This window comes from Peptoniphilus koenoeneniae (genome assembly GCF_030812875.1).
Taxonomy (GTDB): domain Bacteria; phylum Bacillota; class Clostridia; order Tissierellales; family Peptoniphilaceae; genus Peptoniphilus_B; species Peptoniphilus_B koenoeneniae.
Genome location: NZ_JAUSTN010000002.1, coordinates 84290 through 106300 on the forward strand (window position 1 = coordinate 84290; position 22011 = coordinate 106300).

The 22011-nt window shown below is 34.6% G+C and carries 22 protein-coding genes, 1 tRNA gene and 1 pseudogene; 2 read left to right on the forward strand and 22 right to left on the reverse strand.

Annotated features, from left to right (window positions below):
- Window positions 1–5: 5 nt before the first annotated feature.
- From J2S72_RS01965 to J2S72_RS01995, 7 genes are all read right to left on the reverse strand, one after another.
- A complete protein-coding gene (locus J2S72_RS01965; protein ID WP_023055231.1) occupies window positions 6–710 on the reverse strand; it encodes an ABC transporter ATP-binding protein in 705 nt (234 codons plus the stop codon).
- Window positions 697–1479, reverse strand: coding sequence for an ABC transporter ATP-binding protein (locus J2S72_RS01970; RefSeq protein WP_023055197.1), 783 nt, complete (start codon window positions 1477–1479; stop codon window positions 697–699). The genes J2S72_RS01965 and J2S72_RS01970 overlap by 14 nt, the downstream gene beginning before the upstream one ends.
- A complete protein-coding gene (locus J2S72_RS01975; protein ID WP_023055206.1) occupies window positions 1472–2506 on the reverse strand; it encodes a branched-chain amino acid ABC transporter permease in 1035 nt (344 codons plus the stop codon). The genes J2S72_RS01970 and J2S72_RS01975 overlap by 8 nt, the downstream gene beginning before the upstream one ends.
- Before the next feature lies 1 nt (window position 2507).
- On the reverse strand, window positions 2508–3383 hold the full coding sequence (locus tag J2S72_RS01980) for a branched-chain amino acid ABC transporter permease (RefSeq protein ID WP_023055217.1): 876 nt from the start codon (window positions 3381–3383) through the stop codon (window positions 2508–2510).
- 15 nt (window positions 3384–3398) lie between these two features.
- Complete coding sequence (locus tag J2S72_RS01985) at window positions 3399–4529, reverse strand: ABC transporter substrate-binding protein (protein WP_202899120.1); 1131 nt, start codon at window positions 4527–4529, stop codon at window positions 3399–3401.
- Window positions 4530–4785: 256 nt separating this feature from the next.
- Entirely contained in the window at window positions 4786–6207 is a 1422-nt protein-coding gene (locus tag J2S72_RS01990; protein WP_023055226.1) for a sensor histidine kinase, read from the reverse strand.
- Complete coding sequence (locus J2S72_RS01995; protein WP_023055225.1) at window positions 6176–6862, reverse strand: response regulator transcription factor; 687 nt, start codon at window positions 6860–6862, stop codon at window positions 6176–6178. The genes J2S72_RS01990 and J2S72_RS01995 overlap by 32 nt, the downstream gene beginning before the upstream one ends.
- Before the next feature lie 99 nt (window positions 6863–6961).
- On the opposite strand from J2S72_RS01995, the gene J2S72_RS02000 reads away from it, so the two are divergent.
- The gene (locus tag J2S72_RS02000) at window positions 6962–7807 is read left to right on the forward strand and encodes a UTP--glucose-1-phosphate uridylyltransferase (RefSeq protein ID WP_307494890.1); all 846 of its coding nucleotides are present in this window, start codon (window positions 6962–6964) and stop codon (window positions 7805–7807) included.
- A gap of 213 nt (window positions 7808–8020) precedes the next feature.
- Here the strand turns inward: J2S72_RS02000 and J2S72_RS02005 are convergent, their stop codons facing one another.
- The 7 genes from J2S72_RS02005 to J2S72_RS02035 form a co-directional block, all read right to left on the reverse strand.
- Complete coding sequence (locus J2S72_RS02005) at window positions 8021–8161, reverse strand: hypothetical protein (protein ID WP_307494891.1); 141 nt, start codon at window positions 8159–8161, stop codon at window positions 8021–8023.
- A gap of 157 nt (window positions 8162–8318) precedes the next feature.
- Window positions 8319–9941 carry a hydroxylamine reductase gene (hcp, locus tag J2S72_RS02010; RefSeq protein ID WP_202899121.1) on the reverse strand — a complete coding sequence of 541 codons (1623 nt, stop codon included), beginning with the start codon at window positions 9939–9941 and terminating at the stop codon, window positions 8319–8321.
- Window positions 9942–9980: 39 nt separating this feature from the next.
- Window positions 9981–10112, reverse strand: a complete 132-nt coding sequence (locus J2S72_RS02015) for a ferredoxin (RefSeq protein ID WP_023055240.1) — start codon at window positions 10110–10112, stop codon at window positions 9981–9983.
- 36 nt (window positions 10113–10148) lie between these two features.
- Window positions 10149–10802, reverse strand: coding sequence for a cupin domain-containing protein (locus J2S72_RS02020; RefSeq protein ID WP_023055234.1), 654 nt, complete (start codon window positions 10800–10802; stop codon window positions 10149–10151).
- On the reverse strand, window positions 10799–11032 hold the full coding sequence (locus J2S72_RS02025; RefSeq protein ID WP_023055247.1) for a DUF1858 domain-containing protein: 234 nt from the start codon (window positions 11030–11032) through the stop codon (window positions 10799–10801). Before J2S72_RS02025 ends, J2S72_RS02020 begins: the two co-directional genes overlap by 4 nt.
- A 13-nt stretch (window positions 11033–11045) precedes the next feature.
- Window positions 11046–11732 (reverse strand): DUF2249 domain-containing protein, encoded by a 687-nt coding sequence (locus J2S72_RS02030; RefSeq protein WP_023055239.1) that lies wholly within the window; start codon window positions 11730–11732, stop codon window positions 11046–11048.
- 74 nt (window positions 11733–11806) lie between these two features.
- Window positions 11807–12625, reverse strand: coding sequence for an ATP-binding protein (locus J2S72_RS02035; protein WP_307494892.1), 819 nt, complete (start codon window positions 12623–12625; stop codon window positions 11807–11809).
- Window positions 12626–12721: 96 nt separating this feature from the next.
- Between J2S72_RS02035 and J2S72_RS02040 the strand changes: the two genes are divergently transcribed.
- On the forward strand, window positions 12722–13375 hold the full coding sequence (locus J2S72_RS02040; RefSeq protein ID WP_307494893.1) for a Crp/Fnr family transcriptional regulator: 654 nt from the start codon (window positions 12722–12724) through the stop codon (window positions 13373–13375).
- A 266-nt stretch (window positions 13376–13641) separates the two neighbouring features.
- Here the strand turns inward: J2S72_RS02040 and J2S72_RS02045 are convergent.
- The 8 genes and pseudogenes from J2S72_RS02045 to gatA all read right to left on the reverse strand — a co-directional run bounded on the left by J2S72_RS02045 (window position 13642) and on the right by gatA (window position 22008).
- Window positions 13642–13917 (reverse strand): annotated as a pseudogene (locus J2S72_RS02045) (hypothetical protein).
- Window positions 13918–13939: 22 nt separating this feature from the next.
- Entirely contained in the window at window positions 13940–16375 is a 2436-nt protein-coding gene (locus J2S72_RS02050; protein ID WP_307494894.1) for an ABC transporter permease, read from the reverse strand.
- The gene (locus J2S72_RS02055; RefSeq protein WP_307494895.1) at window positions 16368–17048 is read right to left on the reverse strand and encodes an ABC transporter ATP-binding protein; all 681 of its coding nucleotides are present in this window, start codon (window positions 17046–17048) and stop codon (window positions 16368–16370) included. Before J2S72_RS02055 ends, J2S72_RS02050 begins: the two co-directional genes overlap by 8 nt.
- A gap of 49 nt (window positions 17049–17097) precedes the next feature.
- Complete coding sequence (locus J2S72_RS02060; protein ID WP_307494896.1) at window positions 17098–17958, reverse strand: sensor histidine kinase; 861 nt, start codon at window positions 17956–17958, stop codon at window positions 17098–17100.
- Window positions 17959–18609 carry a response regulator transcription factor gene (locus J2S72_RS02065; RefSeq protein ID WP_307494897.1) on the reverse strand — a complete coding sequence of 217 codons (651 nt, stop codon included), beginning with the start codon at window positions 18607–18609 and terminating at the stop codon, window positions 17959–17961. It lies immediately after the preceding gene.
- 431 nt (window positions 18610–19040) lie between these two features.
- Window positions 19041–19128, reverse strand: a tRNA-Ser gene (locus J2S72_RS02070).
- A gap of 28 nt (window positions 19129–19156) precedes the next feature.
- Window positions 19157–20584: an Asp-tRNA(Asn)/Glu-tRNA(Gln) amidotransferase subunit GatB gene (gatB, locus tag J2S72_RS02075; RefSeq protein ID WP_023055219.1), complete on the reverse strand. Its 1428-nt coding sequence runs from the start codon at window positions 20582–20584 to the stop codon at window positions 19157–19159.
- Entirely contained in the window at window positions 20581–22008 is a 1428-nt protein-coding gene (gene gatA / locus J2S72_RS02080) for an Asp-tRNA(Asn)/Glu-tRNA(Gln) amidotransferase subunit GatA (RefSeq protein ID WP_307494898.1), read from the reverse strand. The genes gatB and gatA overlap by 4 nt, the downstream gene beginning before the upstream one ends.
- Window positions 22009–22011: the final 3 nt, after the last annotated feature.

Below are 22011 nucleotides of genomic sequence, written 5' to 3' on the forward strand. Positions count from 1 at the left end.
CCCTCCTATAATCCCAAATAAACTTTTCTTATATCTTTGTTATTTATTATGTCTTTTGCATTGCCTTGCATTGAAATTTTTCCATTTTCTAATACATAAGCTCTATCTGAAATATTTAAAGCCATATAGGCATTTTGTTCTATTAACATTATGGTGATTCCAGTTTTTGCTATTTTTAATATTAAGTCAAAAATTAAATCAACTATGTTAGGAGCAAGTCCTAGGGATGGCTCATCAAGAAGGAGCAATTTAGGTTTACACATCAAGGCTCTTCCTATGGCTAACATTTGTTGTTCTCCACCTGATAAGTTTCCTGCAAAAGATTTTTCTCTTTCTTTTAATCTTGGAAATAGTTCAAAAACTTCTTCAAATGATTCTTTTATTTGTTTTTTGTCTTTAATAGTAAAGGCACCTAACATTAAATTTTCATTTACTGTTAAATCTGGAAAAACTTCTCTTCCTTCAGGAGATAAAGAAATTCCAAGTCTTAATATTTTATAGGCTTCAAGTCTTTCTATATTCTTTCCTTCAAATAGGATTTCTCCTTTTTTAGGTTTTAATAAGCCTGATATTGTGTTTACAAGAGTGGTTTTCCCTGCACCGTTGCTTCCTATTAAACTAACTATTTCTCCACTTTCAACATTCAGACTTACATCTTTCAATGCGTGTATTGAACCGTAATAAGTGTTAAGTTCTTTAATTTGTAACATCTGCTTCTCTCCCCAAGTATGCTTTTATAACTTCTTTGTTATTTACTATTTCTTCCGGAATTCCTTGAGCTATTAATTTTCCATTATCTAAAACATAAATTCTGTCAGATACATTCATAACTACACTCATGTCATGTTCAATTAAAAGTACTGTTATTCCTAAATTTTTTAAACTTTTTATAAAACTTAAGAGTTCTTCAGATTCTTGAGGGTTCATTCCTGCTGCTGGTTCATCAAGTAATATAAGCTCTGCTCCTGTTGCTATGGATCTTGCTATTTCTACTTTTCTTTGATCACCATATGGAAGAGAGTCTGCATAAGAATCTTTTTTGTCCAGCATGTTTAATGAATCCAATATTTTTATAGCTTTTAAAGCACTTTCATCTTCTCCGGTTCTAAACTTTTTATTACTTAATATGGAATCCAGCAAAGTATATTTTGTATTAATATGATTTCCTATCATTACATTTTCAATTACTCTCATGTCTTTGAATAATCTTATGTTTTGAAAAGTTCTGGCTATTCCTCTTTTTACAATTTCTTGAGGAATTTTATTTTGGATTTCTTCTCCCTTAAAAAATATCTTTCCTGAACTTAGTTTATAAACTCCTGTCAGTAAGTTAAATGCTGTGGTTTTTCCCGCTCCATTGGGACCTATAATGCTTACTATCTCACCTTTTTTTATATTAAAAGTAAAGTCATCAACAGCTTTTATTCCACCGAAGTTAATTGAAATATTTTCAGCGCTTAGTAATATATTCTCACTCATAATTTGCACCATTTCCTTCTATGTTTTTAAGATCGGTTAATACCTTTTTAGATAGTTTATAATCATTTACATCTCTCCAACCAAGTAAGCCTTGAGGTCTAAATCTCATCATAATTACAAGTATTATTCCGTATAAAACAAATCTGTAGTCCATCAAGCTTCTTGATAATTCTGGGAAAACTACTAAAATTACTGATCCTATAATCATACCTCTTATAGTGCCCATTCCTCCAAGTATTACTATACTTAAAATCATTGTTGACATATCAAAAGTAAATGTATTTTGGTCTATGTAACCCAGTTGAGTTGCATAAATTGATCCTGCTATGGCACATATTACAGCTGATAATAAAAATGCCAATACTTTATAATAAGTTGTATTTAAACCCATCATTATACTTGCTGTTTCATCTTGTTTTATTGCTCTAAAGGCTCTTCCTGTTTTACTATTTTGTAGCCTATATATAAACAAGATGACAAGGACCATTGTTATTACTGTTAAAATATACAATCCCCCATTTGACATTGATAATTTAAAACCGAAAATAGATGGCAATGGAATGTTTCTAAGACCTAATGGCCCGTTTGTAACTTTTTCCCAGACAATTATTACAGTTCTTATTATTTCTCCAAAACCCAAAGTTATTATTGAAAGATAAGTACCCTTAAGCCTAAGAGTAGGAAGACCCATAACAAATCCTGCTATTGCTGAAATTATTATTGCTACAATTATTGCAAGAAAAAAGTTTACATTAAATTTAATCATTAATATTGATGTAGTATAAGCTCCTATGGCAACAAAGCCTGCCTGTCCCAAGGATACAAGACCGGTCATTCCTACGAGGATATTAAGCCCTAAAGCCATAATGATGTAATTTATTATTTTTATAATTATATTTATGATGTAGTTGTTTAAATGTAAAAAAGGAATTGCTATTAGACCTATAATCGCGATAATGAAAAGATATATTTTAAATTTATCTATTGCTGAAAAAAGTTTTGCAAAATTATTTTTTGAATTTTTCATATTACACCTTCTCAACGCCTTTTTTACCGAAGAGACCATTAGGTCTTATTATTAATACTATTATTAATATAATAAATGCCATGGAATCTCTATATTCTGAGCCTAAATATGTTGCTGCAAAAGATTCACTCAATCCTACTAAAAGTCCACCTACTAATGAACCCTGCAAGCTTCCTATACCGCCTAAAACTGCTGCTGCAAAGGCTTTTAAGCCTGCCATATATCCCATGTTTGGATATGCCATTGAATAGTAACTGCTTACTAATGAACCTGCTATAGCTGCTGATACTCCGCCTAAAAAGAAGGTAAATGAAATTATAAAGTTTACATTTATTCCCATTAGTTGTGCTGCTTTTATATTTTGTTGAGATGCTCTCATTGCAAGTCCTATATTTGTTTTATTTACTAAAGCTACAAGTAAAAGCATAAGAATTAGAGATACTGCAAACATTCCTAATTGGGTGTATTGAATGTCTATTCCTAAAAATTGTATTGTTTTACTTGGGAACAAGGCCGGAAATTGTCTTTTTTGACTTCCGAAGGATGCTATAAGTAAATTACTTATTATGTTTGAAATACCTATTGTTGTTATAAGGGAGGCTATAGGTTCTGATTTTGCCTTTCTTAATGGTTCAAGGGATGTTTTGTCAATTAATATACCTAAAGCGCCGGTAAAAACTATTCCTAAAAGTATGGCCGGTATAATGCCAATATTTTTAGAAATCAAATATAATATTATATTTGCTCCAAAAGCATATACCGACCCATGAGAAAAGTTTACCAAACGCAAAATACCAAAAACTAATGAATAACCTACTGCTATTAAGGCATATGACATTCCAATGGTTATTCCATTAAATATTTGTTGTGCGTTCATTTTTCCTCCTAAATGTTATTTCTTTAATAAGTCAAATTTTCCATCTTTAACTACGATTTTTGTAAAGGCTTTATGAACATCTCCATTTTCATCAAATTTAGTATGTCCTGTTACTCCTTCGTATTCCATAGATAAAATTTCATTAACTATTTTTTCGGTGTCGTCCACTCCTACTTTTTGTGCTGCTGTTAGGAATACTCCAACTGAGTCATAAGCTTGTGCTGTAAGGGCACTTGGTTCAGAACCATATTTTTCTTTGTATTTTTCAACAAATGATTTTACTTTTGGGTCTTCAGATTGTGCGAAGAATATTACAGGGAAAGCAACTCCTTCAATAGCGTCTCCGCCAAGTTCCAATAATTGTTGAGAATAAGCATTTGAGAATCCTACAATAGCTATGTCAGGATTTATTTCCTTATATTGTTTAGCAACAGGTGCTACAAGGTTGTACATTCCTACGCATATTACAACATCTGCTCCTGCATCATTTAATTTTGCAATTGCAGGTCTGTAATCGTCAGAACCTTCAATAACTTCTTCGTGAGCTACAACTTTTGCATCTTTAAAATCTTTTTCAACTATTTCTTTAACTATTCCTGCTGTACTTACTCCCCAGTCAGTCTTTATAGAAATAATTCCTATGTTCTTTTTGCCAAGATCATTAACAGCTATGTCAAGACTTGCTTGAGCTTCGGTATTAATTACAGTGTTATTTCTTATAATAAAATTTCCCATTCCTGAATAATCTGGGTGAGAAGATGACGGTGAAATTTCAACAATTTTATTTTCTTGATAAATTGGAGCTGCAGCTAAACATACCCCTGATGCAAAGTGTCCGATTACGCAAGGAATATCTTTTTCACTTGCAATTTTATTTGCTACTGAAACTCCTTCTTCTGGTGAGTTTTTGTCGTCAAATTTTACAATTGATATTTTTTTAGAATCAATTCCTCCATTTTCATTCCATTCTTCAGCCATAATTTCAGCTGCGTTTGAAAATCCTATACCATATTCTGAATTGTCTCCTGTTAGCGGGCCCGCTACCGCTATTTTGATAACATTTTCATCTTTTGGTTCGCTTGCAGAACTGTTTTCCTTATTTCCACAAGCAGTAAGTAATAATGTGCCAGCTAATAATCCAGCCATAATATGTTTCCTAAATTTCCTCATTTTTTTCTCCTTTCATTTTTCACTCAGAAATTTACTATTAAAATACCACTAATAATACCAGTAATATTTTAATAGTATTATAGCATATTCGAGAAATCATTTTCAAGCTCTAAAATTAATTTATTTAAGGAAAAATTTTATAAAAAAATAAACTCTGAAAAATCCTTTTAAATATGGTTTAAAGAATTTTTTCAGAGTCCATTTTTTATCTTATTTTAAATTTTATTTTTTATTATTTTTTAGCTATGAAATAAAAGTCTGAGCCCTTTCCTAAGGTGGATTTTACTCCATAGGCATATGAATGTATGTCTAATATACTTTTGACGATAAATAGACCCAGTCCTGTGCCTACACGAGGCCTTGTACGGTTGTCCCCCGCCCTATAAAATCTTTCCCATATGTTCTCAATTTCTTCTTGACTTATGCCAATTCCGAAATCTATACAGTCAAACCTTACAGTGTCTTTTGAAATTTCTTCTGCTTTTATTTCTATTTTCTTACTTTTTCCCGAATATTTGATGGCGTTGGAAATTAAATTATACACAACTTGCTTTATTCTTTGAGGATCTCCTTTTATTTTTAAATCGCCCTTATAAGTGGTTTTTATTTGGAAATCTTTTTCTAAGCTTTTAAATCTTTTAACTTCTCCTTCTATGATTTCTTTTAAGTCAAATTCAAATGGGTTAAAGTCTTCAAGCTTACTTTCAAGTTTGGATATATCTAAAAGATTGTTCACAAGATCTGTCAGATGATCTGCTTCATCTATTATTACATTGATGTGCTTTTCACGCATTTCTTTATTGTCCCCACTTATGTCTTTTATCATTTCTCCATAACTTTTAATTAAGGTTAGGGGCGTTTTTAAATCGTGACTTACATTAGCTATTAAATCTTTTCTAAGTTCCAAAGTTTTATTTACTTCTTCTGTTGCTAAATTTAAGGCTCTTGAAAGATTATTGATTTCATCGTAAGATTTTCCTACAAATTTTACATCCAAGTTTCCTCCAGCCATATCTCTTGCCGTTTCCGAAAGTCTTTCTATTGGTCTTGCCAATCTCTTTGAAATAAAATAGGACAATATCATTGATATTATCAGTGAAAGAAGAGAAACTATTAAAAGTTGCTTTCTTAAAATGTCTATGGCGAAATCAACAGGCTCTAATATGGACTGAATGGATATATAGTATCTCACTCCATCTGCATTTCCCAAATATCCTGCAAAGGTCAAAACGCTGTTATTCATTTTTTGAACTTTTTGTGCCCAAATATTATATTTTAAATTTTCTCTTTGAATTTTACTAAAGAGCTTATCAAACTCAACTTTTGAAATAGGCGGTCTAATAGATTCTTCAAAAGCGTTGCTTATGGGATAGACATAATTTCCATATTCATCTACAACTTTTATGGTCAGAGATTTTCTTAATGAATAATTTTCAACAAGCTCTTTAAAACCTTCATCTTTAAATTTTTCTTGAACATTGGTCCCGATTTTTGCAACATCTTTTAATTTCATGGACTCGTAAAAATAATTTAAAAAAACTATTTGTAAAAGCCAAAGCATTAAAAAGATTATTCCCGCAAAAACAATAAAATATTTCCAAAGTTTAGTTAATATACTGCCTTTAGTTATTTCCTTGTAAAGGCCCTTCTTCAAATTTATAACCTACTCCTCTAACTGTTACAATATATTTTCTATAATCTTTTATAGAATTTCTCAGCATTTTTATGTGGGTGTCTACTGTTCTGTCATCGCCGTAAAATTCATAGCCCCAGACTTTGCTTAAAAGTTTATTTCTTGTTAAAGCTACATTTTTATTTTTTATCATAAAAACTAAAAGATCATATTCTTTTGGTGTTAAATCAATTTTTTCTCCATCAATGGAAACTGTTCTGCCATCTAAGTCAATGTGAAGTCCTTCCACATCTAAAACTCTCTTTACATTTCCCTTTCTATTTCTATTTACAATTACATTTATTCTTGCCATAAGCTCCTTTGGAGAAAAGGGTTTAACTACATAGTCGTCTGCTCCTACTTCAAAGCCAAAAAGTTTGTCATATTCTTCACTTCTTGCTGAAAGCATAATAACAGGAATATCTTTAATTTTTTTTATTTCTTTATAGGCTGTAAAGCCGTCAAGTTTTGGCATCATTATGTCCATTACTATAATGTCAAAATCATTTTCTTTTACTTTTTCTATTGCATCGAGCCCGTCCACTGCTTCCAAAACTTTGTGGCCGTTGTATTCTCCATAAGTTTTTATAACTTCTCTTATTTTTTCTTCGTCATCTACTATTAATATTTTAAACATTTTATCACCTAATAAATTTTATACTTTTATATTATCTTAAAGACGAAAAATATTAAAGTCTTAGGTTTAAAAATATGGTAACATTATATTGGTGATAATATGAAAATTAAAAAAGCGGTTATTCCTGCGGCAGGCCTCGGCACAAGATTTTTGCCTATTACAAAATCTATTCCCAAGGAAATGTTACCTATAATTGACAGACCTGTTATAGATTTTATAGTTCAAGAAATTGTTGATGCCGGCATTGAAGAATTGTTAATAATAAGCGGAAGGAACAAAAGTCCTATTGAGGATTATTTTGACAATAATCCAGAAATTGAAGAAGATTTACTTAAAAAAAATAAAATAGATCTTTATAACTGTGCAAGTTTTAAATATCCTTTGGAGATTACTTTTAAAAGACAGGGTAAGCCCTTAGGTCTTGGCCATGCTGTTTTAATGGCAGAAAATTTTACTTGCGGACAAGATTTTGCTCTTCTTTTAGGAGATGAAATCATTGATCCTCCCCATGCTATTTCTCAGCTTATAGAAAAATATGAAAAAGTTAATTCCACTGTAATCGGCACGAGAAAAGTTCCAAGGGAAGATCTTACAAAATATGGAATAATTGATGGAGAAAACTTTGGTGATCTTATAAAAGTCAATTCTTTAGTGGAAAAACCCCCTATTGAAAAAGCTCCTTCTAATTTTGCAATAATGGGCCGATATGTAATAAAAAATGAAATTTTTGAAATTTTAAAAAATACAAAAGCAGGTCATGGTGGTGAAATCCAACTTACTGATGCTTTAAATACTCTTGCTCATAATTCTCAGGTTTATGCCTACGAATTTTCTGGTCAAAGATTTGATACTGGTAATAAACTCGAATATGTTAAGGCTCAAGTTTATTATGCTTTGCAAAAAGAATATTCTAAGGAACTTCTATATTTTTTAAAAAATTTATAAAATAAAAAACACTTTTACTTATTTTTAGTAAAAGTGCTTTTTATTTGGAAAGGAAATCATATATTGATAGAATTTCAGCCTATGGTTGCAAATGCAAGGTCGTGGGTGCAAATGAGGCTGTGGGGGTGCAATTCAAGGGGTATGGGTGCAAACTCATATTAGCAGCAAAAATCCGCAGTCAAATATGTCTGCGGACTCTGTTTTATGTTTGTATTATCCTTCGATTTCCATTCCGTTTTTAAACCGGAACAGTAGTGCTCCATTGTTTTTTACCGTTATGCTTTCTATTACAGAAATCCACAGCTTATTATCAAATTCCGTGATGGGATTTTCGGTTTCGTGTAGTTCTAACATAAATGCCCCGATTGAATCTGCCTGGCCTTTTCTTTGTTTGCTTTGAGGGGACAAATCCACATTAGAAAGGTTACAGTGAATTTTTCATATTTTTATAGAATAAAAGACCTGCAGAATGTTCACTATCCTACAGGTCAGTCTAAATTAAAAATTCTTTTTATTCAATAAGAATTTTTAAGTCTTCATCAACAGTAGTGATCCCCGCGATACTGAAGTTCTCTACCAACACCTTTGCCACATTCGGTGACAGGAATGCCGGAAGTGTAGGGCCAAGATGAATATTCTTTACACCCAGATACAACAGCGCGAGAAGCACGATCACGGCTTTCTGCTCATACCAAGCGATGTTGAACGCCAGCGGCAGTTCATTGATATCCTCAAGCTCGAAGATCTCTTTCAGCTTAAGAGCGATCAATGCCAGTGAATAGGAATCATTGCACTGCCCCGCATCAAGAACTCTCGGAATTCCGCCAATATCACCCAGATCCAGCTTATTGTACTTATACTTTGCGCATCCGGCTGTAAGAATGACAACATCTTTCGGAAGTGCCTTTGCAAACTCCGTATAGTAATCACGGCTCTTATGTCTGCCATCGCAGCCCGCCATCACGACAAATTTACGAATAGCTCCGGATTTTACCGCGTTTACAACAGGCTCTGCCAGAGCAAATACTTGCTCATGGGCAAATCCGCCGATGATTGTTCCTGTTTCGATTTCTGTCGGTGCAGGGCATCCTTTTGCCTGTTCAATAATTGCGGAGAAGTCTTTTTCCTCCCCATATTCTCCGGAGATATGACCGCATCCTGGATATCCCGCAGATCCTGTCGTCCATAGGCGGTCTTTATAGCTGTCCTTCGGCGGCACGATGCAGTTGGTGGTCATAAGGATCGGGCCATTGAATGATTCAAATTCATCCTTCTGCTTCCACCACGCATTGCCATAGTTTCCGGCAAAGTGAGGATATTTCTTAAATGCCGGATAATAGTGTGCCGGAAGCATCTCAGAATGCGTATAGACATCAACTCCGGTATCCTTCGTCTGTTCCAGAAGCATTTCCAGATCACGAAGGTCATGTCCGGAAATCAAAATGCCAGGATTTTTTCTGACACCAAGGTCTACCGTAGTGATCTCAGGATTGCCATAGGCTTCCGTATTCGCCTTGTCAAGTAGCGCCATACCATCCACTCCAAACTTTCCGGTCTCAAGTGTCAGCGCCACAAGATCGTCTACCGTAAGGGAATCGTCCTGGATCTTTGTCAAAGCTTTCTGAATAAATGCATCTACATCTTCATTGTCCTGAATTAGAGCATTCGCATGTTTAGAGTAAGCCGCAAGTCCCTTCAATCCATAAGTGATAAGCTCACGAAGGCTTCTGATATCTTCATTTTCTGTTGCCAGAACTCCAACATTCTGTGCTTTTTCGTCAAACTCCGCTTCATCTCCATTCCAAAGCGCCGCTTCAGTCAGACATTCTTTGCTGTCAAGTCTTGATAACTGTTCTTCTTTAACCTTCAGTGTGTTTTTAATCGCAGCAATGATCGCCTTGCGGTCAAAATTCGCATTTGTAATCGTAATAAAGAGATTCATTGTAACGAGGTGATTGATCTCTTTTGAGACCTCTTTCCCCTCACTCCTAAGAGCTGTTGTTACTGACGATAATCCCTTTGTCACATAGATCAGAAGATCCTGCATAGCCGCAACTTCCGGCTTCTTGCCGCATACCCCTGAAACTGTACATCCTTTGCATCCCGCTGTTTCCTGGCACTGGAAACAAAACATCTTATTCTCTGCCATGAATATTTTCCTCCTTCTGTTAACTTATACTTCCTCTATTGCTCCTACCGGGCATCCGTCTTTTGCTTCAGCCGCAGCAGATTCACTTTCTACCGGAACCTCTTCTTCTATTGCTTTCGCAACTCCCTCATCTGTCATAGAAAATACTTCCGTCATTTACCACATACTTCATAATAATCACCTATCTTTCTCTTATTCCAATGTCAAAAGAAGCGCCATCTTGAACTTCTTCGTTGCTTTTACCGAGTGCAGACCGGCTTTCGCAAAATGGAAATTCTCACCCGCCTTTATCGGGTGTTCCTTACCCTCATATCCAATAACGCCTTCGCCATCCAGCGCAAAGATGATTGCTTCGCCGGGTGCGGCATGCTCAGAAAGGCCGGTGCCCTCATCAAAAGCCATAACCACAAATTTCATCTTGTCATTGTGTGCCACGTCCATGTTTACGATTTTACCTTCCGCATAAGGCACAAGATCCGCCAGTTTAAAAACTTCCCCCGCTTTAATCGCTTCATTCATAATATCCTCCTTCCTGATCATGATCTCTGTATAAACTGCGCCTTCCGATGTTCTAATTCCCATCGGTACATCCGTCAGAGTCACGATACTTTCTTCTTTTTCTATCTTCTTTGAAAAGCCATCCGTGCCATAGACTTCCATGTTTCCATCTGCCACAACGAGCAGCTTGTAGTAGGGATAGATCTCCGCACTGATATCCGTATTCTTCGCCAGTGAAAAGTAAATAATATCATTAATTCCACTGTATACTGCCTTGGATATCGTACACCCCGGCACCGGCTGATTATCCTTTGCTATGGAGAATACCTCTCCGGTCTTTTCGTTCATACCATCACCTGCTTATGCGCTTTGATAAGATCCGATATCCTGCTTATAAGAACGTCTGCGTCCATGCCGGATTTTTTGCTCATCTCCGTAATTGTGGCTTTTCCAAGCATCACCTTGCCTACCGGAGTATTCAACAGCTTGAACTTATCATTGACCTTTGCCATCTCATCCTTAAGCCACGGATATGTGATGATCAGGTCTTTCAGTTTTGTATCTTTCGTAATCTCCATATCCCTTACCACCTTACTGAACCTTTACATCCGGATTTTTCTCACCGAACTTTTCTTTCAGCGCTTCACAGATCTCACCGCGCGCTTTTCCCTTCTTCTCCATGTTCTTGATCGTCTTATATGCGGCAAACAGTGTGGATGGCCCAATTTCAGAGCTGAAATAACCGATTCCCTGATTCCAGGCCAGAAGTTCAAACACATCATCAAGTGCTGCACTGTCTAATCCGTGGATATATGCCTTTACCAGTTCTCTTGTCGCCTGACGCATCCTGCCGGCACCGACTGCATTTGTCAGCGAAAGAAGCAGACGCATCTCATAAGGCAGATGTCTCTTGTTGTCATTCCAGGTCAAATCCCAGAATTCAACCGCTACCTTTCCCAGCCCTTCATCAATCAGCGGCATATTTGTAAGCGCTGCCGGTCTCATCGGAATATCCTTCTCTTCCTGCTTCACAATCGTCCTGTAAAAATAGGCATGAAACTCCGTATCACCTGTCTGCTCTGTATGATGCTCATAACCGAGATCTTCCATCACCTCATAAAGTGGGATCGGATCAAAGCTCTGCACAACCTCAAGCCCCTGTCCAACCGAGAGTCCCATTGCCTGTTTCTTAAGTCCTTGGAAGAAATTGCCCTGGATTCCTCTTACGTCAACTGTCTTAAATTCCGCTGTTTTATCTTTCCAATCTGAATAACTCATAATGATACCTCCTGTTTTCTTTTATACTTAGACTAACATTTTTATTGAATCTTGTATGTGGTTCAAACCACATTTTAACCCAAAATTTTTCCGTCCCTCGAAATGGTCACAACCTGCCACGGGATGAATTTCCCGCTGTTACGCAGAGCGTTTTCCGCCGCCCTCTGAAGGCCTCCACAGCATGGAACTTCCATGCGGACGATGGTCACACTCTTGACATCATTTTTCGCTATGATCTCAGTCAGCTTTTCGGAATAGTCGATATCATCCAGCTTAGGGCATCCGATCAACGTGATCTTTCCCTTCATGAAATCCTCATGCATATTGGCATAAGCATATGCTGTGCAATCTGCCGCAATCAAGAGCTTCGCTCCGTCATAGAATGGCGCCTGTGTCGGAAGAAGCTTGATCTGGCAAGGCCACTGATTCAGCCTTGAGACCGGCTTTGAAATAACCGCCTGCTGAATGTTTTCCCTGTTTTCAAGGGCCTCCTCTTCGCGCTTCATCTGCATCGCCCTCGACCCCGGGCATCCACCGTGAGGCATTGACCCGCCTTCCTGCAAATGCTTCATCATTGCCGCTCTACGTTCTTCTTCATTTTCGATCTTCATGATTTCTTCTGTAGTCACCTTATCTTCCTCCGACTTCTTAATCTTCTGCATCTGAGCTGCCTTAACAGCCGCTTCGTCATATGCTGGTGCTTCCCGCTCCTCAAAGGTGATCGCACCCGTTGGGCAGCCCGGCAGACAATCGCCAAATCCGTCGCAATAATTTTCCCGTACAAGCTTTGCCTTACCGTTAATCATGTCAATCGCACCCTCATGGCACGCAGTCGCGCAAAGTCCGCAGCCGTTGCATTTTTCTTCGTCTATGTGGATTATTTTTCTAATCATCTCAATATCCTCCTTGCCTTCTTGATGTCAGTATAGTATACTTTCATACATAAGTATGTGGTTTGAACCACATTTTGAAAAGAAAAGAGATTTTTTATGAATGACGATTTATTAAAAAAAAGTATCCTGTTTAAAGACATGACAGACACCGAACGGAATGAATGCCTTCTGACACTCAATGCACACAGAAAATCATATAAAAAAGGAAACGCCATCCTTCACGCCGGAGATCTTACGGATCAGATGGGGATGGTGCTCTCCGGCAGCGTAACCATAGAGAGCAACGATATGTGGGGTAACCGTACCATCCTAAGCCACGTAGGGTCAGGACAATTTTTTGCTGAAACCTATGCCCTGCTTACAGAAGAAGTTATGCTTGTAGATGTTATGGCAAACGAAAATTGCCAGATTCTCTTCATCCATATCGGTGATCTGATCTCAAATATGCAAAATGCAGTCTGGTCCCATAAACTATATAGAAATCTTTTGATGATATCATCACTTAAAAATCTGACGCTCTCCGGCCGCAGCTTTCACACTGCACCGAAAAGCGCCAGAGGGCGGATCCTTGCATATTTAAATACCGTATCACTGCAGAAACGCTCCACGGAATTTGATATTCCATTTGACCGACAGCAGCTGGCCAATTACCTGAATCTTGAACGCACAAACATGTCTAAGGAACTGACACGAATGCGAAGAGAAGGGATCATCGAATGCAGGAAGAACCATTTTAATCTTCTTAAATAAATGGAGATTATCTCATTCTCCCATTTATAATTAAATTCTAAAATCCTTTGAAATCAACATTTATTTCCTATTTCACATAACTCTTGACATCCAGCATGCGCACCCCACGTGGCTTGAGTGGTCAGTATAGATAAATTTTGAAAATTTTCAAAAGCCTCGTATGTGGGAATATATTAATCAATACGTATCTTATAATACATTATATCATTCTGGAGCAAAGAAAGAAAAAACAGCCCTACAAAAGAGCTGTTTAAATTATTATTTTCTTAGTCTAGTCGCATTACTTTTATTAGATGACCTAAAAGCATTGCTATAGGAAGTAATAAGATTAACAGAATATTCAAGACTATAAATAACTTATCCTTTTCCTTTAGCCAAAATATTAAACCTATTAGTCCAATAATTGGGCAAACAAACATTTATGCAAGGCCAGTTGGTCTTAGATTTGTAAAGCCTCCAAATATATCTACTGGAAGTAGGTAGGAAATCACAAATATTACAAGTCCAAGTAGAAATATCTTCTTGCTTAATTTCTGTTTAATAGATACTCCTATTTCTTTGAAATTATTCTGTTCTAATCAAATCAATAGTTGGTCTGTCTAAAATTCTCTTTAAGGAAAAATGATAGATGATTAGGTTAATACCATAGACAACTAGTGAGAATCCTAAGAAACTTTTGTAGTCATAATATTTTATTAAAGTACACATTCTTAAACTAGTAGCGATTAATGATATTACAAACATAACACCTAAACTCACCATAATAGAAATTATAAAGGACTTTATCTGCTCTCCAATAAACTCCTTTTGATAAATACCCTTTAACTCATCTACGTCCATTCCACAAGAGTAAAGACTTCCGATTTCTTTTTTTCTGCTCATGAGACTTAAATTAATGGATGAGTAGCCGTTGGTAATATTTAGTACAAAGATGATTGATGCAATTCCTATTACAATTTTTATTAGACTTTTCAAATCATTGTATCTATTTTTTTCACTTTCTTCACCTGTTGTAATATTAAAGCGATCCTCCGGTGAGATTTTACTTCTAATCATGGATTCTACATATTCTTTTACATCTTTCGTATCAGAATCTTTTACCTTCATATTTAAAGTATAGGCATAATTTGTGTATTTCTCATCACCTGCTTCTTCCATAAGTTTAAAATAAGTGTCAAAATCTGTATAAACTTTTACATCAAAAGGCATTGTTCTCGACTTATATTTTCCCAAATCTGTTATTGTCTTTGAAATTTTAATAGTCTTCTTATAATCATTTGCAAAGTTAATATCTAAAGTCTGTGGATTTTCAAAATATGGAATTCTCTTTGCCTTGGCTATTGGAATAGAAGAATCTTCTTGAATTGTATTGTAGAGGATAAATTCACCCTTCTTTCCTCCAAGTTCTCTTAAGTCTTTTTCTTCCAAGGCGATGATAAACCCATCAATACCCTCTTCCTTATATTTTTTAATATTCTTTCTAGCTTCCTCATCTAAACCAGCTGCCTTTGCTTCTTTTGAAAATTCGTTTGTATTTTCCACTTGAACATATTTATCTTTTGAAATATAAGACTTGTCGTTAGGAATTTTATCTACAATTTTTTTTAATATTTTTGGTACTTGGTTGTTTTCGCTAAAATAGTACACGGAAAAATTATAACCAGCATCGTAACGTGAAAAATCTCTGTAGTAACTTGAGATACCTATGATGATTATAAATACTGAAATGATGATTATCCCTATTGCAGAAATATATCTCTGTGATTTTATTGAAGCTAAGTTGTTGAGTTTTAATTCCTTCCAAAAATCTTTGGCTCTTTTCTTCTTTGATTTTGAAAAATCTATATTCCCTCTTATGCCATCTATAATATTTATTTTAGAAATCTTTTTCGCAGGAGATTTAATGGCTAGTGCCACAATGATAAAAGAAACTAAAATTATCGCCAAACTTAATAAGGGATTAAATTTTATAACTTCAAAGGCACTTACTCCTTCACCTTTTGTTATGTTTTTATACAAACAATACATAAAGAAAAATCCTGCAATATGTCCTAAAATTATTGGAATTGCAGTTGTAATAAGTCCTTCCTTTAGAAGTAAGAGATGAATTTGTCCATTGGTAGATCCTATGGACTTGTAAATGGAAAGCTCTCTAATCTTCCTAAGCCCCCAAACCCAAAAGATGTTTTTTATAAAAAACACAAAGATTGCTACACATCCAAGGACTGATAGAACAAGAACAGCCTGGCTCATTATATTTTGTAAGGGTTCGTTTTCTACTCCGTAATAGTTTATAAGACTTTCAGAAAATTCTAAAGTAACTTTTTTGCCCAAAGTCTGATTGATTTCTGCTTGAATTTTATCTCTATTTTTGTAAGCTTCTTCAAATGAATGAAATTTTACAAAAGTCCTGAAGCTGGTCATTTTATCTTGTAGTCCAAGAGCAAAACTTAGTTTACTGTACTTGTTGTAGACATCTCCGTAAACACCGACTAAAGTGAATTTTTTAAAACCTTGGCTCTTAAATATTTCCCTGCCAGTATTTGCACTTGTAGGTCCTATCTCTTCGCCATCTAAAAACCTTTTTCCCAAATCAAGTTCTATCTTGTCGCCGATTTTAAGTTTATTTTTCTTTACAAGGCTTTCAGATAAAACAATTTCGTCTTCCTTTTCAGCAAATCTGCCGTGGGTAAGTCTTGAATACTCTCTCATCTTATTGATTGCTTCGTCTTGGTAGTTTATAACGACTAAATCGTCAGCAAGTTTTCCGTTGTCAGGATTAAGAGACATTTTTCCGACCAAGTCTATATCTTCAATGGACTTTAACTTTTCAACATCTTCATTTGAAAGTTCTTCTTTAATCTCTCCATGATAAAAGCTTGAAGCCATGTAATAACCATAGTTAGCCCTCATATTTGTATATCCGTAATAAAAAATTACGGTGAAAAACAAACTTACAATAAATAAGGAAATGAAAATAGGAAAATTCTTCTTATTCATGTTTCTCATCTCCTAGGATTTTTCCATCGACTATTGTAATAATTCGATTTGCTTGTAAGGCTATTTCTTCGTCATGGGTGATTAGGATAATCGTCTGTTTTAAAGTTTTGTTAAAATATTTAAAAATTTCAATTATTTCCTTAGAATTTTTTCTATCCAAATTTCCAGTCGGTTCATCTGCCAATATGATAGATGGATTGTAGATAAGACTTCTCGCTATGGCAACTCTCTGCTGCTGACCTCCTGATAATTCACTTGGAAAAGAGTCAAGTTTACTTTCTATACCAAGTTTTTTTACTATATCTGAAAATTCATCTTGATTTATTTTTCTTTTATCAAGTTTTAATGGAAGTTCTATATTGTGACGAACCGTTAAGTTGGGAATCAAATTATAAAATTGATAAATTAGTCCGACTTTTCTTCTTCTAAAGTAGGCTAATTCCTTGGAAGAATACTTTGAGATGTCGTTACCATCTATATAAACCTTTCCAGAATTTGGACTATCTACTCCTCCTATGATATGTAGAAGTGTTGATTTACCAGACCCACTTGGTCCAACAATGGCTACAAATTCTCCTCTTTCTATTGTAAGGTCAACACCGTCTAAGGCAATGACCTTAGAATTACCCTCGCCATATTCTTTTCTTAAATTTTCTACTTTTAAAATTTCCATACTTGCCTCCTTTTTATCTTAAAGAAAGCTTATTAAAGTAAAGTGATTTTTAGGTGACATTGTAAAATTTAATTTCAAATCTTGCTCCAACATCAATATTTGAAACAGAAATTTCTCCATTGTTTTTTTCGACAATTGTCTTTGCCATGGCAAGACCTATTCCAAAGCCATTTGAATCGGGGGTTTTATAAAAGCGCTTAAAGATTTTTTTAATATTTTCTTTTTCTATTCCTCCGCCATTGTCTTCAATGATTAAGCTTGTATAGAGGGGATTTTTGTAGGATGAAACCACAATTTTGTCACAAGTTGGTCTATTATCAGCATTCTTTATAATATTAATGAGAGCTTCTGCCAGCCAATAAAAATCTCCACAAATACTATTTTTCTTTAAACTCTTCTTTATTTCTACATTGGTAGATTTTCTTAAATCTAAACTATCTAAAGCATAATCCACTAATTCATCTAAACGAATTTGTTCTTTTTTCATAAGATCTTTGTTTGCATCAAGGCTTGATAGTTTGAGTAAAATATCTGATAGAGAGTTTAATCTGATTGTTTGTCTTTTTAAAATCTCTATATCTCTACTATCTGGATAGTCCAACTCTAAATTTTCTATAGAAAAAATCATAGAAGTAATTGGAGTTTTTATCTGATGGGCAATATCTTCTAGGTATTCTATTTGCTTTTCGCTATTTTTAGTGGTCGTCTCTTTGGCTTCTACTATTTCTATAAAAAGCTTGTAAATTTTATCCTCTAAAATTGAAAAATCATCTTGCTTCATAGGAATTTTGTAGTCCTGATTTTTCATATTTTCTATCAATTTTATGAGGTCATTTATCCTATTTTTCTTTCTTGATTCTAAAAAATAATAAAGAAGTCCCAGACTTATTATCCAAAATACATATATCATCTAATCCATCCTATATCCAATTCCTCTGACAGTAGTGATAACTTCCCTATCAAGCTTTTCTCTGATTCTCTTAATAGTAGATGTGAGAGTATTGTCATTTACAAACCTATCCCTGTCTTCCCAAAACATTTCTAACAGCTGGCCTCTGGTATAAACTCGATGAGGATTTTTAATAAATAAGACTAAGATTTCATACTCAAGTGGAGTTAGCTCTATTTGCTTACCTTTAAAATAAACTTTTGATTCTTTTAAATCTATTTTTATATCCTTGTAAGTGACTTTTTTGTCTTGAGTTAAAGGTATTGTCCTTAAAACTGCATCAATTCTTGCCCTTAATATTGCAAGAGAAAAAGGCTTTGTTAAGTAATCATCTGCTCCCTTATCAAGAGATGCAATTATAAAATCTTCATCGTTTTTTACTGTTGTTACAATGACTCTTATGTTCTTATCTTTTAACTTTTTAATCAAATGTTGACCGTCTTTATCTGGTAGATTTATATCAAGTAGTGCCACATCCATGTCTACATTCATCTTATAGCTTGCTTCGTAAAAAGATGATGCAATCTCTACTTCATAACCATTATTAACCAAATACTTTTCCATTTGTAAAGCAATTTCTTTATTATCTTCTATAATCAAAACACTCTTCATTCTAACCCTCTCATGTACTTACTTTGAAATCTATTAAATTAATTTGTTCTGTATCATTTGTCTATAAGCAATTTGATGCTACTATCCAATAATTACACTTATAGTATAACATTATCACTTATATTAAAAACAGACCCTTCACGGATCTGCTTGCTTTTAAATATTTATTTTATTTTCTCAAGAAGAGAAACTGATTCTACATGTATTGTGTATGGAAAGATATTTATAAAATAAAGTCGACCTTTACCCACAAAGCAAACCTTTTTATTCGATGAACTTCACGCAGCCAAGCAAAAACAAGAAAAGCCCGTCTCGTAAAGCGCACCAGGGCAGACTAACTTATGTCGCTAAATGTTGAAATCCCTTGAAATCAATGCTTTTTGGCAAGGAAAAAGGAAGCACATTTTTCTATCAAAATATGCTTCCTTTTTTGGCGGGAAGAGGGAGATTCGAACTCCCGAGGCCCGAAAGCCCACTTGTTTTCGAGACAAGCACATTAGACCACTCTGACATCTTCCCATGTTGCAGAAATCTGCAACACATTTTATTATATGTTTTTTAATTTTTCAAGAATCATTTTATTTGCTAATTGAGGGTTTGCTTTTCCTCTTGAAGCTTTCATAACTTGTCCTACTAAGAAGCCTAAAGCTCTGTCTTTTCCATTTTTGTAATCTTCTATGGATTGAGGATTTTCTGAAATAATTTTATCAACTATTTTTTCTATCTCCCCTGTATCGCTTATTTGTATAAGACCTTTTTCCTTTATAATATCAAGGGGTTTTTTACCTGTTTCAAACATTTCTCGCAAAACTTTTTTTCCTGCATTATTGTTAATTTTGTTTTCTTTTATTTGTTCAAGTAAAATTTTCAGATCTTCTACTTCAAAAGGAGTTTTAAATTTTTCATCACCTTGCAAATCCACTCTTCTTAAAACTTCTGTCATCATCCAATTACTTGCCATATTATAGTCATCAAATTTTTCTACAAGTTTTTCATAATAATCTGCAAGTTCTATTGTAGATGTTAAAACTTCAGCATCATATTTTGGAAGTTTATATTCTTTTACAAATCTAAGACTTTTTTCTTTAGGAAGCTCCGGCATGGATCTTCTTATTTCTTCAATGTATTCATCGCTTATTTCAACAGGCGGTAAATCTCCTTCCGGTGCAAATCTATAATCTGCAACTGTATATTTTATTCTCATAAGCACAGTTTTATTGTTTGCATCATCCCATCTTCTTGTGGTCCTTAATTCTTCTTCTCCCTTTTCAAGAAGACCAATGTGTCTTTCAACTTCAAAGTCAATTGCTTTTTCTACTCCTCTAAAAGAGTTTAAATTTTTAACTTCAGTAACTTTTGTTTTTTTACCACTTTCAGTATCAATGACATTTACATTTACATCGCATCTTAGGGAACCCTCTTCCATTTTGCAGTCACTTATTCCCAAGTACACAAGGGTGCTCTTTAAATTTTCAAGAAACATTCTTGCTTCAGCTCCGCTATTCATATCGGGCTTACTTACAATTTCTATAAGAGGAACACCGCATCTGTTGTAATCCATAAGGGTATCTTCTTCCATGTGAAGAGATTTACCTGTGTCTTCTTCCATTTGTATTTTATAAATTCCAACTTTTTTTGGCCCCTCTTGGCCTTCTATTTCAATGTAACCATCATAGCAAATTGCCTGGTCATCTTGTGTTATTTGAAAGCCCTTTGTAAGGTCGGGATAAAAGTAATTTTTTCTGTCAAATTTACTGTGATTTTTTATTTCGCAATTTAAGGCAAGACCTGCCATAACAGAATATTTTACAACATTTTCATTTAATACTGGAAGTCCTCCCGGAAGTCCTAAACAAACAGGACAAGTTAAAGTGTTGGGTTCTTTTCCGTAGGCATTTTCGCAAGAGCAAAAGGCTTTTGTCTTAGTTGAAAGCTCAACGTGTATTTCAAGACCTACTATTGTCTTATATTTCATTTAAAACTCCTTTCAAATATATGGGCACAATTAATAATTACATCGTCTTCAAATCTTTTTCCTGTAAGTTCAATTCCTACTGAAAGGCCATCTTTAATGGGCATTGGAATTGAAAGAGATGGGCAGCCCGCCATATTTGCAGGAATTGTAAACATATCAGCTTGATAAACTTCAACACTGGACATATTACTTTCAAGTTCAAAGGGAAGCATAGGTGAAGTTGGACTCAAAATAAAATCATGATCTTTTAGAGCCATATCCATATCTCTTTTTATAAGTCCCCTTACTTTTAAAGCCTTATAATAGTAGTCTTCTGCAAGATCCAAGCTAAGTATATGAGTTCCTATCATAATACGTTTTTTTACTTCTTTTCCGAATCCTTCTCCCCTTGATTTTCTATACATTTCTTCAATACTTCCATATTCCTTTGTTCTGTGTCCAAATCTAAGGCCATCAAATCTTGCCATATTAGGAGCTATTTCTCCATTTACGAGAATGTGATAAGTTTCTATTACATATTTTAAATAGGGAAGGTCTATTATTTCAACTTTTCCTCCTAAATCTTGGAATTTTTTTATTGCCCTTTCAAATTCAGACATAACATTTTCTTTTAAATCCATTTCCATATAAATTTTTGGAATTGCAATTTTTTTGTTTTTTAAATAAGTTTCATCTAAATTTTTTAAATCAATTTTTTCAATGGATTCATTTCCAAGACTTGTTGCATCTAATTTATCTCTTCCAACTAAAATTTTTAAAAGACTTGTTGCATCTTCAACGGAATGTCCCATTGTTCCCGGAGAATCAAAAGTATTTGCCATAGTGGAAATTCCATATCTTGAAATACTTCCGTAAGTGGGTTTTATCCCTACAATACCACAGTAGCTTGCAGGTTGTCTTGTAGATCCTCCTGTATCAGTTCCCACTGAAACAAGAGCTGTATTTGATGCAACAGAAGCTGCGCTTCCTCCTGATGAACCTCCTGGTACAAGTTTTGTATTTAAGGGGTTTTTTGTATAGCCAAAATAGGAACTTCTTGTTGTCGCCCCCATGGCAAATTCATCCATATTTGTCTTTCCTAAAATGACAGCTCCTGCTTCTTTTACTTTTTTACTTACAGAAGAGTCATAGGGAGAAATATAGTTTTCAAGCATTTTTGATCCACAAGTCATTCTTACATCTTTTAAAGAAATATTATCTTTAAGGGAAAGAGGAATTCCATATAGGGGAAGGTCAAAATTTCCTTCATCAAGTTCTTTTGCCCTCTTTAAAGCAAGATCATTTGTCTTAGTAATGTAAGCATTTATTTCTCCGTCTTTTTCTTCAATATTTTTTATATATGCCCTTGTAACTTCAGTAACTGAAAAATCTTTTTTTCTATAACCCTGACAAAGTTGTTCAAGGGATAATTCTGTTAAATTCATATT

Excerpts from the sequence above, each read along its gene's own strand:
- J2S72_RS01965 (WP_023055231.1), bottom strand. The coding sequence starts at position 710 with ATGTTACAAATTAAAGAACTTAACACTTATTACGGTTCAATACACGCA.
- J2S72_RS01970 (WP_023055197.1), bottom strand. The coding sequence starts at position 1,479 with ATGAGTGAGAATATATTACTAAGCGCTGAAAATATTTCAATTAACTTC.
- J2S72_RS01975 (WP_023055206.1), bottom strand. The coding sequence starts at position 2,506 with ATGAAAAATTCAAAAAATAATTTTGCAAAACTTTTTTCAGCAATAGAT.
- J2S72_RS01980 (WP_023055217.1), bottom strand. The coding sequence starts at position 3,383 with ATGAACGCACAACAAATATTTAATGGAATAACCATTGGAATGTCATAT.
- J2S72_RS01985 (WP_202899120.1), bottom strand. The coding sequence starts at position 4,529 with ATGGCTGGATTATTAGCTGGCACATTATTACTTACTGCTTGTGGAAAT.
- J2S72_RS01995 (WP_023055225.1), bottom strand. The coding sequence starts at position 6,862 with ATGTTTAAAATATTAATAGTAGATGACGAAGAAAAAATAAGAGAAGTT.
- J2S72_RS02000 (WP_307494890.1), top strand. The coding sequence starts at position 6,962 with ATGAAAATTAAAAAAGCGGTTATTCCTGCGGCAGGCCTCGGCACAAGA.
- J2S72_RS02005 (WP_307494891.1), bottom strand. The coding sequence starts at position 8,161 with ATGTTAGAACTACACGAAACCGAAAATCCCATCACGGAATTTGATAAT.
- hcp (WP_202899121.1), bottom strand. The coding sequence starts at position 9,941 with ATGTTTTGTTTCCAGTGCCAGGAAACAGCGGGATGCAAAGGATGTACA.
- J2S72_RS02015 (WP_023055240.1), bottom strand. The coding sequence starts at position 10,112 with ATGACGGAAGTATTTTCTATGACAGATGAGGGAGTTGCGAAAGCAATA.
- J2S72_RS02020 (WP_023055234.1), bottom strand. The coding sequence starts at position 10,802 with ATGAACGAAAAGACCGGAGAGGTATTCTCCATAGCAAAGGATAATCAG.
- J2S72_RS02025 (WP_023055247.1), bottom strand. The coding sequence starts at position 11,032 with ATGGAGATTACGAAAGATACAAAACTGAAAGACCTGATCATCACATAT.
- J2S72_RS02030 (WP_023055239.1), bottom strand. The coding sequence starts at position 11,732 with ATGAGTTATTCAGATTGGAAAGATAAAACAGCGGAATTTAAGACAGTT.
- J2S72_RS02035 (WP_307494892.1), bottom strand. The coding sequence starts at position 12,625 with ATGATTAGAAAAATAATCCACATAGACGAAGAAAAATGCAACGGCTGC.
- J2S72_RS02040 (WP_307494893.1), top strand. The coding sequence starts at position 12,722 with ATGAATGACGATTTATTAAAAAAAAGTATCCTGTTTAAAGACATGACA.
- J2S72_RS02050 (WP_307494894.1), bottom strand. The coding sequence starts at position 16,375 with ATGAATAAGAAGAATTTTCCTATTTTCATTTCCTTATTTATTGTAAGT.
- J2S72_RS02055 (WP_307494895.1), bottom strand. The coding sequence starts at position 17,048 with ATGGAAATTTTAAAAGTAGAAAATTTAAGAAAAGAATATGGCGAGGGT.
- J2S72_RS02060 (WP_307494896.1), bottom strand. The coding sequence starts at position 17,958 with ATGATATATGTATTTTGGATAATAAGTCTGGGACTTCTTTATTATTTT.
- J2S72_RS02065 (WP_307494897.1), bottom strand. The coding sequence starts at position 18,609 with ATGAAGAGTGTTTTGATTATAGAAGATAATAAAGAAATTGCTTTACAA.
- gatB (WP_023055219.1), bottom strand. The coding sequence starts at position 20,584 with ATGAAATATAAGACAATAGTAGGTCTTGAAATACACGTTGAGCTTTCA.
- gatA (WP_307494898.1), bottom strand. The coding sequence starts at position 22,008 with ATGAATTTAACAGAATTATCCCTTGAACAACTTTGTCAGGGTTATAGA.